Genomic DNA, 14484 nt, shown 5'->3' with positions numbered 1-14484 from the left:
CCACCGTAACGCACCACGGCGCGGCCCTGCTTGTCGACGGCGGCACCGCGGCAGGCTAGGAGCGACGACGGCGGGACTATAGGCTGGGTGCGAGGGTCCGTATGGGGGACGTCGGACGTCGACGGAGCGGGCCTTATGGGGAGGATATCGTGTCACAACCACAGCACGGCCAGGATGGGGTGCCAGGCAACCAACCCGCGTGGGGCAACCAGCCACAGTGGGGCGGCCCTCCTGCGTGGGCAGTTCCGCAGGCCGGCGGCCAAGGCGTCGCAGGGCAGCATTCGCCAGGGTGGCCACCCGGAGCTCCCTACGGCCAGCCCCTCTACGTTGCGCCCCCAAAACCCGGCGTCATTCCATTGCGTCCGTTGCAGTTCGGCGAGATTCTCGACGGCTCCTTCCAAACCATCCGCCGCAATGCCGCGGCGATGTTTGGCTCGGCCCTGATCGTGCAGGCCATCGGGGCGATCCTGATCGGGGCAGTCACGGTGGGGATGGTCCAGATGACCTCATCCCTTGAAACCGTCAACTCCGAGGAGGAGTTCCTCCAAGCGATGGGCCCGGTCTTTGCCTTCATGGCAGGGGCCATGGGCATTTCGGTCTTGATCGGTTTCCTGGGCTCGGTCCTCCAGGGAGTTCTGGTGGTCCCGGTGGCGCGGTCGGTCCTTAACCGACGGACCGGCTTCAAGCAGATGTGGACGCTCGCCGGACGCAGGATCTGGCCGCTGCTTGGCGTAGCCGCCTTGCTGACGGTGGGCGGGTTGCTCGCTGTTGCTGCCGTCGCGGGAATCGCTGTACTGCTGTTTACGGCCCTGGGTCCCATGGCCTTGTTTATTGTCTTCCCGGTGGGGCTGGGCTCAGTCGTCCTTATTGTGTGGATCGGCCTGAAGCTCATGCTCGCCCCGGCGGCCATCGTCGTGGAACGCACGGGCGTCTATGACGGCCTCCTTCGGTCCTGGCAGCTGACGAAGAACAACTGGTGGCGTATTTTCGGGATCACCCTCGTAGTGGCGATCATGGTGGGAATCATTGCCCAGATCGTGCAGATCCCGGCCTCGCTGGCTGCCACTGCCATCGGCGGAGTGGTCTCACCCCATCCCGACCAGGACACAGTCGCTTCCGCTGTGGTGGTCAGTACGGTTATTTCCTCCGCTATCGGAGCTTTGGTGGGCTCGGTAACTTTCGCCTTCCAGGCGTCAGTTCTGGCGTTGCTCTACATGGACCTGCGCATGCGCCGTGATGGCCTTGATGTGGAGTTGATGCGGTTGATGGAAACCGGAGCGGACCCTGAGGGCATCCCGGGCACCCCTTCGGCCCTACCCGGCAACGGGCAGCCACCCGCCGGTGGACAGTTTCCATACATCCCGCCTGGTCAGCGTCCTCCCGCATGAGGTTTCCCGGCTGGAACGTACCGGTGGGCACGGAGCCCCCGGTGGTACCGGGTCGCGACGAAGCGCGCCAATGGGCCGCCGAAGAACTCGCAAAAGCCCAATACCCCGACGCACGTCCAGGCTGGGTTGACCAGCTGTGGCGGGATTTCCTGGACTGGCTCTCGTCCTTCGACGGGGAGCTGTCCGGTCCCGGCCCCGACCTCGCCGTGCCCATCATCCTTGCTGTGGCCGTAGCGGTCATTATTGTGGCCATCTTTGTTGTCCGGCCACGGTTGAACGCACGGCGAAAAGCAGCGGACACGGACATTTATGGTGACGAACGCATTATGGATGCGGACGGGTACCGTTCGCGTGCCGCAGCTGCGGCCGACGACGGCGACTGGCCGGCCGCCGTCGTCGACTTGTTCCGCGCCCTGGTCAGGTCCGCCGAAGAGCGGGACGTCATTGATGTCCGGGCCGGCAGGACCGCAGACGAAGCTGCAGCCCAACTGGGAAGTGTTTTTGGCGCCGCACAAAGCAGGCTCATTGCCGCTGCCCGCGTGTTCGACGCAATACGCTACGGCGAGGCGGGGGCTACGAAAGCCGATTACGGTTCCCTGCGCCAGTTGGATACCGATGTCCTTGCCATGAAGCCCGACTATGCAGGGCAGGCAGCTGCCGGCTTCGCGGTGCCGCGATGACGACAACTTTGCAGGAACGCTCCCACGGCTCGGATGAGGCGGCACCCACCAACGGCTCCACCCGGCGCGGCTTCCCTGACTGGTTCCGAAAAAACCTGGCGTGGATCGCGATCGGTGCGTTGCTCGCCGGCCTGGTGGCCTTTCTCGCTGTTTCCACTCTCACTGGCAACAGCGACAAGCGCCCCCTGTCCGCCCGGAATCCCGCCCCGGATGGCGCCATGGCCGCGGCAGAAATCCTGGGGCAGCACGGCGTTTCCGTCACTCCGACCGGCACGTTGGAGGAGACCCGGGCCGCGTTGACGGAAAAGCCCCAAGCCACAGTGCTTGTCTATGATCCCCGTGGCTTCCTCAATCAGGACCAAGTACAGGACGTTGCGGCGATGGCCGACCGGTTGGTGCTGGTCAAGCCAAGGTTGCGAAGCCTCGGTGGACTGGGGCCGGACTTCCATCCCGGTGGCGTCGTTCCTGAAGCAACCACCGCGATAGAGCCGGGTTGCGAGCAGGAGGACGCTACGTCGGCCGGCAAAATCTCCGCGCAGGGACCTGTTTTCCGGGGTCCCGTAGTCTGCTACCCCATCCGGGACGGTGGACCGGGCGTGTACGCCGCATCAGCCGACGGGACGTTGGTGGTCATCGGCAGCTCCGAGGTGCTGGACAACGAACACCTTGCATCTGAGGGAAACGCCGCCCTGGCGCTTCGAACCCTTGGGAACAACCCGGACCTTGTCTGGTACCTGCCCGGCATCGAAGATGTTGCGGCATCGGATTCGACACCTACCCTGAACGATCTGGCACCCCGATGGCTGGCATTCGCCGGCCCCTGGCTTGGCTTGGTGGCCGTCCTTGCCATTGCCTGGCGGGGCAGGCGCATGGGGCCGCTGGTCTTCGAACCGCTTCCCGTGGTTGTCAAGGCAGCAGAGACAGCAGAGGGAAGGGCCCGGCTGTACCAGGACTCCCGGGCCATAGACCGCGCAGCGGACAATCTTCGGGCAGGAACCCTCACCCGCTTGGCCCGTCATTTCAACCTCGGGGCCGACGCCACCGCCGAAGCCATCGTGGACGCCTGTTCCAACCGCTTGGGGAGGCCGGCACCGGAAGTACGGTCAGTCCTGATCGACGCCATACCCGCAACCGAAGGCCAACTGGTGCAGTGGGCCCAACAGATCGAACGAATCGAAGAGGAGGCAACCGCCCGATGAGCAGCCAGCCGAACAGCTACACGGACAGCAACAGCCAACACGCAGGCGGCGCCGCCCCACAGCAGGCACCGGAGCGGCCGGCCGGAGAAGACCCTGCACGACAGTCGCTGCTCAACGTCCGGGCGGAAGTGGGCAAAGCTGTCGTTGGCCAGGATGCCACCGTGACTGGAATGCTGATCGCCCTGCTGTGTGGCGGCCATGTGCTCCTGGAGGGTGTGCCCGGGGTGGCGAAGACACTCCTGGTACGGGCGTTGTCCACCGCTCTCAGCCTTGACACCAAGCGGGTGCAATTCACCCCCGACCTGATGCCAGGCGATGTGACGGGCTCCCTGGTGTACGACTCCCACTCGTCCGAATTCACTTTCCGCGAAGGCCCGGTCTTCACGAACATCATGCTCGCGGACGAAATCAACCGGACACCGCCGAAGACCCAGGCTTCGCTGTTGGAAGCCATGGAGGAGCGTCAGGTCTCGGTCGATGGGCTGTCCCGTCCCTTGCCGGTTCCTTTTATCGTGGCGGCGACGCAGAATCCTGTGGAGTATGAAGGCACCTATCCGTTGCCTGAGGCCCAGCTCGACCGTTTCCTTCTCAAGCTGACCATGCCGTTGCCGGGAAGGGCCGAGGAAATTGAGGTCATCCGGCGCCATGCCGTCGGCTTTGATCCACGCAACCTCGCGGCCGCCGGCGTGCGGCCGGTCGCTGGCGCCGTCGAGCTGTCCGCCGCCCAGGTGGCAGTAGCGGATGTAACCGTTGCACCCGAAATTCTTGCGTACATCGTGGACGTGGTGCGGGCCACCAGGTCCGCACCTTCTTTCCAGCTCGGGGTCTCCCCCAGAGGTGCCACCGCATTGCTCAATACGTCCAAAGCGTGGGCGTGGTTGTCGGGCAGGTCCTTCGTGACACCGGACGATGTCAAAGCGTTGTCCTTGCCCTGCCTGAGGCACCGTGTGGGCCTCCGGCCGGAAGCCCAAATGGACGGCATCCAGGTGGACGATGTCCTGGGCAGTATCCTGGCATCCGTCCCGGTGCCACGATGACTCCGGGATTTCCCAAGGACCGGGCGGCCTAAATGGCAATTACCGGGCGTTTCGTGCTCCTGGCCGTGCTGGGCCTGGTTCCCTTGGTGCTGTTCCCCGCGTGGAGCACCGTTCTCTTTGTCGGCATCGGACTCCTGCTCCTGTTGGTCCTTGACCTCGTGGTGGCGGTGTCTCCGGCCAAACTGGGCTTGGAACGACGACAACCCGGCAACGTCACGCTTGAAGGCCAAGCGGATTCGGTGGTGATGGTATTCAATCCCACCGGCCGTCAACTGCGGGCCCGTATCCGTGATGCATGGCAGCCTTCGGCGGGAGCCATCAGCCCTGTCCAACCCCTCACGATCCCGGCCGGTGAGCGGCGCCGCCTGAGCGTGGCCCTGCTCCCCCGGCGTCGCGGGGACCTGGAAAGCCCCCACGTGACCATCCGCTCAATGGGTCCCCTGGGTCTGGCCGCCCGGCAGCGCACGCGCGTGCTCCCCGGCCGGCTGCGGGTGCTGCCACCTTTCCACTCCAGGCGGCATCTGCCCTCCAAGCTAAGGAAGCTCAGGGAACTGGACGGAAAGGCGGCCGTGCAGATCCGCGGCGCCGGAACGGAGTTCGATTCCCTGCGGGACTACGTCCGCGGAGACGATGTCCGGTCCATCGATTGGCGCGCCACGGCACGCCGGACCTCTGTGGTGGTGCGGACGTGGCGTCCGGAGCGGGACCGCCGCGTCGTCATCGTCCTCGATACGTCCCGCACAGCCGCGGCCAGGATCAACGATGAACCCCGCCTCGATACAGGCATCGAAGCCGCCTTGTTGCTGGCTGTGCTCGCCGAGAGGGGTGGAGACCGGGTGGACTTCCTCGCCTACGACAGGAGGCTGCGCGCCCGGGTCGAATCGGCGTCGAAGGGCAATCTGCTCGGGCAGTTGGTCCAGGCCATGGCCCCCTTGGAAGCGGAACTGATCGAACTTGACTGGCAACAGATACCGGGCCAAGTGCGGGCCGTCTCGGCGCACCGCTCGCTGGTGGTTTTGTTGACGGCGCTCGACGGCGGCGCCCCCGAAGAAGGGTTGCTCCCCACCGTCGCGCAGTTGTCGCGTCAACACGCGGTAGTGGTTGCCTCGGTCCGCGATCCCCTGCTCACCGGGATGAAGGAACAACGGACCACGGCCAGCCAGGTGTTTCGTGCAGCCGCCGCTGAACGCGCACTGTTGGAGCGGGCCGCTGTTACAGCCCAACTGCGACAACTCGGAGCCGAGGTGGTGGACGCTGACCCCCTCGACGTTCCGCCTCTGCTCGCAGACACCTATATACGGCTCAAAGCCGCCGGACGGCTCTAGGAAGGACGCCCATGAACAGCCCCATCTATGAACTCGCCCTCGGAGAGGACTTCAAGAGACTGACGCCGGAACTCCAGGAGTATTTTTCGCTTTCCGCTGGTTCAGGCACCTATGGCATAGGCGAGGGGATCTTTGATGTTGTGGGTTGCCGGCAGAAGTGGCTGCGGCCCCTCCTCGCATTGACCGGAAGCGAGGAGGCCTTCTTCCCCGAGTACGGTGAAGGCATAGCGTTCCGCATAGAAAACCACGCCCATGTCGACCCCTTCGGGCGACCAGCGCTCACAGCCCGCCGCGAGATCTACTTCCCGTCCGGAACACGGCTTTTCCATGACACGACCAGTGCGATTCCGACGTCCGGCGGGCAACCGGCACCTGGGGTGGAAGCCCGACTGGTGGACCATGTGGGCCGGTACCGCCGGTTGGTCACGGACCTGGATGTCAGCGTCACCCCAGAGGGCCGGCTGCGTGGAGTGTCGAAAGCAAGCCGGCTCCTGCTGGGGCCGTTGCGGATTCCGTTGCCTGAAGCCCTGGACGCCCGCGCCTACGCCGAGCAGTGGTGGGACGGCGTCGAGGGCAAGCACCGGATCCAGGTCAAGGTCATCCAACCGCAGATCGGCCTGGTCCTGGTGTATGCCGGGCGGTTCGATTACCGCCTGACACCCTACCTGCCGGGCACGGCACCCGGCACAACACTCCCACGGTACGCGGAACCGGACCGCTGGGAGGAGCGGATTTAGCCCTGGATGAGTTGGTCCAGACCGTCAGCGACCTTCGTCAGCTTCGAAAGGACGGCTTTGGCGGACGACGGTGTGAAGTGTTCCAAACCAGTGGACGGGGTGACCCGAACCCCGGCAAGCTGCGATGCCGGCAAGCCGAGTTGGCGCCACGGTTTCCAGATGCACTCCACCACGTCGGCAGTCCGGGGCAGCAGGGACTGGGGATCTCCCGTCGGCAGGGCACCTGCCCACAAGCGTTTGCCGTTTTCCACGGCCTCTGCAAGCTGTTCCCATTGCCGGGTCGTCAGGGCCTTGAGGGGCACGGCGACACCGTCAGCCCCGGCAGCGATCACACGGTCAATGGGTGCTTCTATTTCGGGAACCGACACCACGGTTTCCACCACGCCCGCAGCCTTGAGCGCCTTGATCACCAACTGCCACGCGCCGGTAACTTCCTCCCCGGGGATGGACCTCAGGGTCCGGTAACCACTCGCCGTCGGAATGGTCCCTGCCATGATCGACGCGATATCCGGTTCGTCCATCTGGACCACGATCCCGGCGCCCGGCACCGCGGCTGAGATCCTGCGGACATAGTCGCCAACGCCCGCAGCAAGGGACTCCGCAACATCCCGCCTGGCGCCATAGTCCAGGAGGGCCCGCTCCCCGTTGTGCAGGTAAAGGCTGGCAGCGAGGCTCATCGGGCCCAGCAACTGGACTTTCAGGGCCGTGGCCGAAATATCCTCGGCGCCGGCGATGTCGGCCAGGATGTTGATGTCGGTAGACAGGGCCGAACGAGCGCGTTGGGCGTCCTTGCCGGGCCTGTCCACCAGACGCCAACCATGGGGCTGGACATCGATGGCCAGGTCCACCAGCAGGGAACCCGTTCGGCCAACGGGGTCCGATCCCACACCCCTGTCCGGCAACGACGGCAGGAACGGAAGATGCGGGTCGCCCAACTCGCCGCGGATAATCCGGTTTGCTTCTGCCGGGTCGCTGCCTGGCCACGGCCCCAGCGCCGTGGCACCGGCACGCAGGTCATTCACTGAGGACATGGATCAGGCCTGCTGGCTGGAGATCTGGTGATCCTCGGCAATAGCCTCATGGTGTCGGATCACTTCGCTGATGATGAAGTTCAGGAATTTCTCCGCGAAGGCGGGATCAAGGTGCGCGTCCTCAGCGAGCCTCCGCAGCCGCGCGATCTGGGCAGCTTCACGCCCCGGGTCACCAGCAGGAAGCTTGTGCGTGGCCTTGAGCACCCCTACTTTCTGGGTGGCCTTGAAGCGTTCCGCGAGGAGGAAAACCAGGGTCGCGTCAATGTTGTCGATACTGGACCGAATGGACAGCAGCTCATCCATGACGGCGCGGTCCACCTGGCCGGCCAGGGAACTCGCAGCCGGGTTGAAGGAATCGGCGTCATCGGGAAGGGCATTGTTGTACTCGGTCATGCACCCCAGTCTAGGGTGTGGGGACGTGACGGCGCCGGTGTTACCTGCCCTCCGCAAGCAGGGCATGCACCACGCCTGGCGAGCCGGTCAGGGCAGTGTTCGTGCCGCCGGAAACGGAGCAGAATGGCACCATCACCGCAGCCTAGGCAAAGGAGCTCCCATGAAAATCGCTGTGCTGGGTACGGGAATGGTAGGGCATGCGCTCGCCGGAAAACTCGTCACCCTGGGTCATGAAGTAACCATGGGTTCCCGCGAGGCCGGTAATCCCAAAGGCATGGAATGGGCCCGAAGCGCCGGCGCAGGGGCAAGCGCCAGCTCCTTCGCGGAGGCCTGTGCACGGTCCAGCCTGATCATCAACGCAACCCCCGGCACCGTGAGCCTGTCAGTCCTGGCCGAGGCAGGTGACAGCACGCTGGACGGCAAGATCCTGTTGGACGTCTCCAACCCCTTGGATTCATCGAAGGGATTCCCTCCCCCGCTCACGGTCTGCAATACGGACAGCATCGCCGAAACCATCCAAAGAGCCCATCCGGGAGCCAGGGTGGTGAAGTCGTTGAACACCGTCACCGCACCGGTCATGGTGGATCCCGGCCGGCTCCCGGGACCACATGACATCTTCATGGCCGGCAACGACGCTGACGCCAAGGCCGTAGTGTCGGGCCTGCTCCAGGAATTTGGGTGGACGCCCGCGCACATCCGGGATCTGGGCGGGCTGGACGCTGCGCGCGCAATGGAGATGTGGCTCCCCCTCTGGTTGCGGATTTTCATGCAACAGCCCCAAGGAAAGATGTTCAATATCGGCATCGTTTCCGAATAGAAACAACTACGGCAAAGGCACGCCCCCATGCAGGGGGCGTGCCTTTGCCGTAGCTCACGCGCCGGGATAAATGCCGGGCTAGCCGCCCAGCAGTGCCCGGTGCGCTTCCCGCCGTCGTGCTTGTTCGTCCGGGTCCGGCACCGGCAGCGAGGCAATGAGCCGCTTGGTGTAGTCATGCTGGGGCGAACCCATCACATGGTTGCCGATCCCCTGCTCCACCAGCTGGCCTTTGTAAAGCACTCCCACCCAATGCGACAACATGTCCACCACTGCGAGGTCGTGGCTGATGAAGAGCGCCGCGAAGCCGAACTGCTCCTGGATCTCCTTGAAGAGGTCCAGTACCTTGGCCTGCACCGACACATCCAGGGCCGACGTGGGTTCGTCGGCGATCAGAAGCCGCGGGTTCAGCGCCAGCGCCCTCGCCAGCGAGGCCCGTTGCCGCTGCCCACCTGATAGCTCGTGGGGGTAGCGCTGAGCATACGACGCCGGTAACTGGACTGATTCGAGCAGCTCACCGACCTTTTTCCTCGCTTCGGCGGCGCTCGGTTTCGTGTGGATGACCAGCGGCTCCGCCACGCACTCACCAATGGTCAGGTGCGGGTTGAAGGACGCCGCCGGGTCCTGGAAGACAAACCCGATCTCTTTCCGCAGTGGACGGAACGATCGTTCCTTGAAGTCCAGCATCTCGTAGCCGAGCACCTTCAAGCTGCCCCCGGTTGTCCGGTTCAGGCCTGCGATGGCGCGACCAATCGTGGACTTTCCGGAGCCGGATTCACCCACCAGGCCAAAGACCTCGTTCTCTGACACCGTGAAGCTGACGTTGTCCACTGCCTTGAACCCGTGCCGTCCGAACCGGCCCGGGTACTCAATTGTCAGGTTCTTGGCCTCAACCAGTACCTTGCCGTCCTGGTGGAGGCGGCTCCGGGCACCTTCAGAGGCCGAGTGCCGGCCCAGATGGGGAACCGCGGCGAGGAGGTTGCGGGTGTACTCCTGGCGGGGTTCGGCGAAGAGGACGCGGGACGGCGCCTCCTCCACCACGTCGCCCTGATACATGACAACCACGCGGTCAGCGAGGTCAGCCACAACGCCCATGTTGTGCGTGATGAGCACAATGGAGGTGCCGTAGTTGTCCCTGAGGTCGCGCAGCAGCTGCAGGATTTCGGCCTGGACGGTGACGTCCAACGCCGTGGTGGGTTCGTCGGCCACGATCAGCCCGGGGTTCAACGCGAGCGCCGCGGCGATGACGACACGTTGTTTTTGGCCCCCGGAGAACTGGTGCGGATAGTAGTCGACCCTGGTTTCAGGGTCCGGGATGCCTACTTTCCGCAGCGCCTCCGTGGCCCTTTTCTTGGCTTCCTTGGCGGAAACACGCTTGCCGTCCGTTGCGTGCGCCCGGATACCCTCGGCGATCTGCCAGCCGACGGTAAAGACAGGATTCAGCGCCGTGGAGGGTTCCTGGAAGACCATGGCAACATCCCTGCCACGGATTTTCCTGAGTGTGGATTTGCTGACACTGATCACGTTGTTGCCATTGATCACCACGGCACCGGAGCTGATGGCCGTTTCGGGAAGCAAGCCCAGGATCGTTTTTGCGGTGACGGTCTTTCCCGATCCCGACTCGCCCACGATGGCCACTACTTCACCGGCCTTCACCTCCAGGCTGACGTCCTTGACGGCGTGAACGTCTCCGCCATCGGTGGCGAAAGTGACTTGGAGACGGTCAATGGTGAGCACGGGCTCACCAGCAACGGACTGGTCTGAGACATTTCCAAGGTTGGTGGTCATGGCTTTCCTGCCTCTGCCGGGGCTTCCGGCGTTCCTGTTTCCGGGGTTGCGGACAGTACCGGGGTCCTGCCGGCGCGCTTGCGTCCGCGGATGCGGGGGTCGTTGAGGTCGTTGATGCTCTCGCCGACCAACGTCAGGCCCAGCACTGTCAGGACGATCGCGATGCCCGGGAAGACACCTGTCCACCAAATTCCCGACGAGGTGTCAGCCAATGCCTTGTTGAGGTCGAAACCCCACTCGGCTGCTGACGTTGGTTCGATGCCGAAGCCCAGGAAGCCCAGGCCGGCCAGGGTGAGAATGGCCTCCGATGCGTTGAGGGTAAACATCAGCGGCAGGGTCCTGGTGGCGTTCTTGAAGATGTGCCGTCCGATGATGCGCAGGCTCGAGGCGCCCAGGACCTTGGCCGATTCGACGAATGGTTCGGCTTTGAGGCGGATGGTTTCGGCGCGTATCACGCGGAAATACTGTGGGACGAACACCACGGTGATCGAGAACGCGCAGGAGAAGATCCCGCCCCAGAAACTGGACTGACCCCGGCTGATGACAATGGAGATCACGATTGCCAGGAGCAGCGTCGGGAAGGCGTAGATGGCGTCCGCGACCACCACGAGGATCCGGTCAAGCCAGCCCCCGAAGTACCCGCTGAGCAATCCCAGGGCGACGCCGAGGAACAGGGACATTGCAACGGACACGATGATGACCGTCACGGCCGTCTGCGATCCCCAGATAACCCGCGACAGGACGTCGTAGCCGCCCACGGTGGTTCCCAACAGGTGATTTCCACCGGGAGCCTGCTGGGTGGGGAAGGAACCGGAGGCATCGCTGAGCTGGGAATATCCATAGGGTGCCAGCAGCGGTGCGAAAATGCTCGTCAGGATGAACAGCCCGCTCAGGACTACCCCCACGATGAGCATGCCGCGTTGGAGCCCTACGCTCTTCTTGAGGTGGGACACTACCGGAAGCCTCGAGAACAGGGGCTGCCGTGGCGGTGTGAGCGTTGGTGTGCTCATGGTCAGTACCTCACTCGGGGGTCGATGAGCGCGGCGATGATGTCCACGATGAAGTTGGTGACGGCCACGATGATGGCCAGCAGCACCACGATGCCTTGTACTGCCACGAAGTCGCGGGCATTGAGGTACTGCACCAGTTGGTACCCAAGGCCCTTCCACTCGAACGTGGTTTCCGTCAGGATGGCACCGCCCAGCATCAACGCGATCTGCAGGCCCATGACGGTGATGACCGGGATCAATGCCGGTTTGTAGGCGTGCTTGGTCACCAGCCTGTACTCGCTGACGCCCCGGGACCGGCCGGCCTCGACGTAGTCCTTGCCGAGGGTACCGATCACGTTGGTGCGCACCAAGCGCAAGAACACCCCGGCGGTCAACAAGCCCAACGCGATGGCAGGGAGAACCGCATGGGCTGCGACATCGCCCAGTGCCGTGAAGTTGCCGCTGCGAATCGCGTCCAGCCAATAGATGCCCGACGGCGCCGCGAGTCCGCCCATGGTCAGTTCCGTCCGGGTTGAAGCACGGCCCGCGACGGGAAACCAACCCAGCCAGACGGAGAAGGTGAGCTTCAGCAGCAGTCCCGAGAAGAAGACGGGTGTCGCGTAGCAAAGGATCGCAAAGAACCGCAGCACGGCGTCGGACGTCTTGTCCCGGTGTTGCGCGGCGATAAGTCCGAACGGAATTCCCACTGCGAGCGCAACGATCAGTGCGTTGATGGACAACTCCAGGGTTGCCGCACCAAAGGTAGTGAGCACCTCGACGACGGGACGCCGGTCCGTGATCGTGGTACCGAAGTTCCCGGTCAGGAGTTGGCCGAGGTATTCGAAGTACTGGACGAGAACGGGCCGGTCGTAGCCGGCGTCATGGATGCGCTGGGCCAAGACGTCCGGAGGAAGCCGGCCTCCTTGTGCCGCGGTGATGGGGTCGCCAATGACCCGCATCAGGAAGAAGACGAGTGTCACGAGGATAAAAACTGTGGGGATGATCAGGAAGAACCTAACCACGATGTATCTGCCAAGCCCTCCTCCGGACCTGGACTTGCTCTTTGGAGCAACGATCCCTGGCTCTGCCTCGGGGACCTCAATAAGTGTTGTCATTGTTACCTGTATTTCCTGCCCGTGGATTGCGCGGGATTTGGCTCATGCGTGCTGCCCACCTTGGTGTTCAGCAAGGAGGCGGGACGTCTGGTGGACGTCCCGCCTTCCTTCCATGGAGAGGCTCGGTTACTTGGAGACAGTTCCGAGGCGGAACTTGAAGGACGGATCCAATGTCTTGTCGACACCGTTCACGCCACTGCCGACAACTGCCACCTGGGCGCCCTGGAGCAGGGGCAAGGTGGAGATGTCCTTAGCCAGTGCGTTCTGGACATCCTTGATGTCGGATTCGCGCTTGGTCTTGTCCGCTTCGGTGAGCTGCTTGGCGATGAGGTCGTTGACCGTGGCGTTGTTGTAGTGGTTCTTGAGGAAGCCGCCCTCCGGGAAGAACGGGGTGAGGTAGTTGTCCGCGTCGCTGAAGTCCGGGAACCAACCGAACTGGAACAGCGGGTACTCGTCGGCGCGGCTGGCCTTGCTGTAGGTCACCCACTCGGTGGATTGCAGGTTGACCTTGAACAGGCCGGACTTCTCCAGCTGTTCCTTCACCATGGCGTATTCGTCGCCGGAGGATCCACCGTAGTGGTCCGGGTTGTACTGGAGGTTCAGTGAGACGGGTTCAGTGATCCCGGCATCTGTCAGGACCTTCTTGGCCTTGTCCAGGCTCGGCTTGCCGGCGTCGCCATAGGCGTCCTTAAAGGACTCGTTGGCTCCCATGAATCCGTTGGGGACGTTCGAGTACAGGGGCAGGTAGGTGCCCTTGTAAACCTGGTCGGCGATGGCCTGGCGGTCAACAAGGTTGGCGATTGCCTGCCGCACGGCAAGTGCTTTGGCGGGATCAGCACCGGTGGCCTTGGTTCCGAACGGCATGGTGTCGAAGTTGAAAGTGATGTAGCGGATTTCGCCACCGGGGCCTGTGAGGACCTTGACTTTGGAATCCTTGCGGAGATCGTCGATGTCCGTCGCGCTGAGGCTGCGGAAGGCAACGTCAATGGCACCTTGCTGGATTTCCAGTTTCAGGTTGGTGGGGCTGGCGTAGTACTTGATGGTGGCGGCGTCGTTCGCCGGCTTGCCAAGGACACCCTTGTAATCGGCAAATGCCTTGAAACTGACCAGCTCGTTCTTTTTGTAGCTGTCGATGGTGTACTGGCCATAGAAGGCGTTGGCCTTGATGATTTCGTCGTCCGAGAGGATCTTGTCTGCCGGGAAGACTTCATCGTCCACGATCGGCGCGGCAGGGCTGCTGAGAATCTGGCTGAACGTTTGGTCATTGGCGTTCTTGAGCTTGAACACCACGGTGGTGGCATCCGGTGCGCTCACGCTTTGGATGTTGGTAAGCAACGAGGCCGGTCCAGCGGGGTCGTTGATGGCTACCTGGCGGTCGAACGAGAATTTGACGTCCTTGGAGTCCAAGGTGTGGCCATTGGCCCACTTGAGCCCCGACTTGAGCTTGACCGTGTACTCGGAAGGGGACGTGAACGACGCCGATTCGGCGAGGTCGGGTACGGGCTCTGCGCTGCCCGGCTTGGAATTGAGGAGGAACGAGTAGACCTGGTTCATCACCATGAATGAACCGTTGTCGTAGGAGCCTGCCGGGTCAAGGGAGGTGACCTTGTCCGTGGTGCCGTAGGCGATGGGGCCGCCGGCAGCCGGAGCGGATGATGAACCGCCTCCGGAGGGCCCGGTGCATGCCGTCAAGGCGAATGCGGAGATGCCCGCCAGCGCGATAACGCCGTGCAGGGCCTTCTTGTTCAGTGCCATCTGGTGAACCTTCTGTTCGATGGATTGGGCGCGCCGCCGTGGAAAATTTGTGACGGCGGACACTCTTGATCCCACGATTCAACCAGACTTCCCGAGCGGAGAACCCCGGATTTTGTGATTCGAGACATAAAATTTACCTTCCAGTAGCTTTCTTCTTCGTCCGGCAGCTATTGCCCGGCCGCGGAGGCGGGAATATGGTGGTCCCGGGGATCAGTCAAGGGGCGACGGCTTGG

Annotated in this window: 13 protein-coding genes; 7 read left to right on the top strand and 6 right to left on the bottom strand. The window is 63.5% G+C overall.

Annotated elements, in window-relative coordinates; all coding sequences use genetic code 11:
• Positions 1-149 precede the first annotated feature (149 nt).
• From ABHM97_RS08300 to ABHM97_RS08275, 6 genes are read left to right on the top strand one after another with little or no spacing between them, the layout of a single operon-like run.
• A complete protein-coding gene (locus ABHM97_RS08300; RefSeq protein WP_349470292.1) occupies positions 150-1388 on the top strand; it encodes a DUF7847 domain-containing protein in 1239 nt (412 codons plus the stop codon).
• A complete protein-coding gene (locus ABHM97_RS08295) occupies positions 1385-2068 on the top strand; it encodes a DUF4129 domain-containing protein (RefSeq protein ID WP_349470291.1) in 684 nt (227 codons plus the stop codon). The genes ABHM97_RS08300 and ABHM97_RS08295 overlap by 4 nt, the downstream gene beginning before the upstream one ends.
• A complete protein-coding gene (locus ABHM97_RS08290) occupies positions 2065-3267 on the top strand; it encodes a DUF4350 domain-containing protein (protein WP_349470290.1) in 1203 nt (400 codons plus the stop codon). Before ABHM97_RS08295 ends, ABHM97_RS08290 begins: the two co-directional genes overlap by 4 nt.
• A complete protein-coding gene (locus ABHM97_RS08285) occupies positions 3264-4304 on the top strand; it encodes an AAA family ATPase (protein WP_349470289.1) in 1041 nt (346 codons plus the stop codon). The genes ABHM97_RS08290 and ABHM97_RS08285 overlap by 4 nt, the downstream gene beginning before the upstream one ends.
• Before the next feature lie 32 nt (positions 4305-4336).
• Positions 4337-5629, top strand: coding sequence for a DUF58 domain-containing protein (locus ABHM97_RS08280; protein WP_349470288.1), 1293 nt, complete (start codon positions 4337-4339; stop codon positions 5627-5629).
• Between the two features lie 11 nt (positions 5630-5640).
• Positions 5641-6366: a DUF4166 domain-containing protein gene (locus tag ABHM97_RS08275; protein ID WP_349470287.1), complete on the top strand. Its 726-nt coding sequence runs from the start codon at positions 5641-5643 to the stop codon at positions 6364-6366.
• On the opposite strand, the gene ABHM97_RS08270 is transcribed toward ABHM97_RS08275, so the two are convergent.
• Both ABHM97_RS08270 and ABHM97_RS08265 read right to left on the bottom strand, forming a co-directional pair.
• A complete protein-coding gene (locus tag ABHM97_RS08270) occupies positions 6363-7397 on the bottom strand; it encodes a uroporphyrinogen decarboxylase/cobalamine-independent methonine synthase family protein (RefSeq protein ID WP_349470286.1) in 1035 nt (344 codons plus the stop codon). The genes ABHM97_RS08275 and ABHM97_RS08270 overlap by 4 nt on opposite strands.
• Before the next feature lie 3 nt (positions 7398-7400).
• Complete coding sequence (locus tag ABHM97_RS08265; protein WP_235520619.1) at positions 7401-7790, bottom strand: chorismate mutase; 390 nt, start codon at positions 7788-7790, stop codon at positions 7401-7403.
• A gap of 160 nt (positions 7791-7950) precedes the next feature.
• On the opposite strand from ABHM97_RS08265, the gene ABHM97_RS08260 reads away from it, so the two are divergent.
• Positions 7951-8607 carry an NADPH-dependent F420 reductase gene (locus ABHM97_RS08260; RefSeq protein ID WP_349470284.1) on the top strand — a complete coding sequence of 219 codons (657 nt, stop codon included), beginning with the start codon at positions 7951-7953 and terminating at the stop codon, positions 8605-8607.
• A gap of 78 nt (positions 8608-8685) precedes the next feature.
• On the opposite strand, the gene ABHM97_RS08255 is transcribed toward ABHM97_RS08260, so the two are convergent.
• From ABHM97_RS08255 to ABHM97_RS08240, 4 genes are all read right to left on the bottom strand, one after another.
• Positions 8686-10392 carry an ABC transporter ATP-binding protein gene (locus tag ABHM97_RS08255; protein WP_257369218.1) on the bottom strand — a complete coding sequence of 569 codons (1707 nt, stop codon included), beginning with the start codon at positions 10390-10392 and terminating at the stop codon, positions 8686-8688.
• Complete coding sequence (locus tag ABHM97_RS08250) at positions 10389-11402, bottom strand: ABC transporter permease (protein ID WP_349470283.1); 1014 nt, start codon at positions 11400-11402, stop codon at positions 10389-10391. Before ABHM97_RS08250 ends, ABHM97_RS08255 begins: the two co-directional genes overlap by 4 nt.
• Positions 11403-11404: 2 nt before the next feature.
• Entirely contained in the window at positions 11405-12496 is a 1092-nt protein-coding gene (locus ABHM97_RS08245; RefSeq protein WP_235520623.1) for an ABC transporter permease, read from the bottom strand.
• A 126-nt stretch (positions 12497-12622) separates the two neighbouring features.
• Positions 12623-14251 carry an ABC transporter substrate-binding protein gene (locus tag ABHM97_RS08240; protein WP_257369222.1) on the bottom strand — a complete coding sequence of 543 codons (1629 nt, stop codon included), beginning with the start codon at positions 14249-14251 and terminating at the stop codon, positions 12623-12625.
• Positions 14252-14484 lie beyond the last annotated feature (233 nt).

Origin of the sequence: Paenarthrobacter sp. CAP02 (genome assembly GCF_040137855.1) — a bacterium.
GTDB lineage: Bacteria > Actinomycetota > Actinomycetes > Actinomycetales > Micrococcaceae > Arthrobacter.
This window is presented reverse-complemented; position numbering and strand designations above follow the sequence as displayed.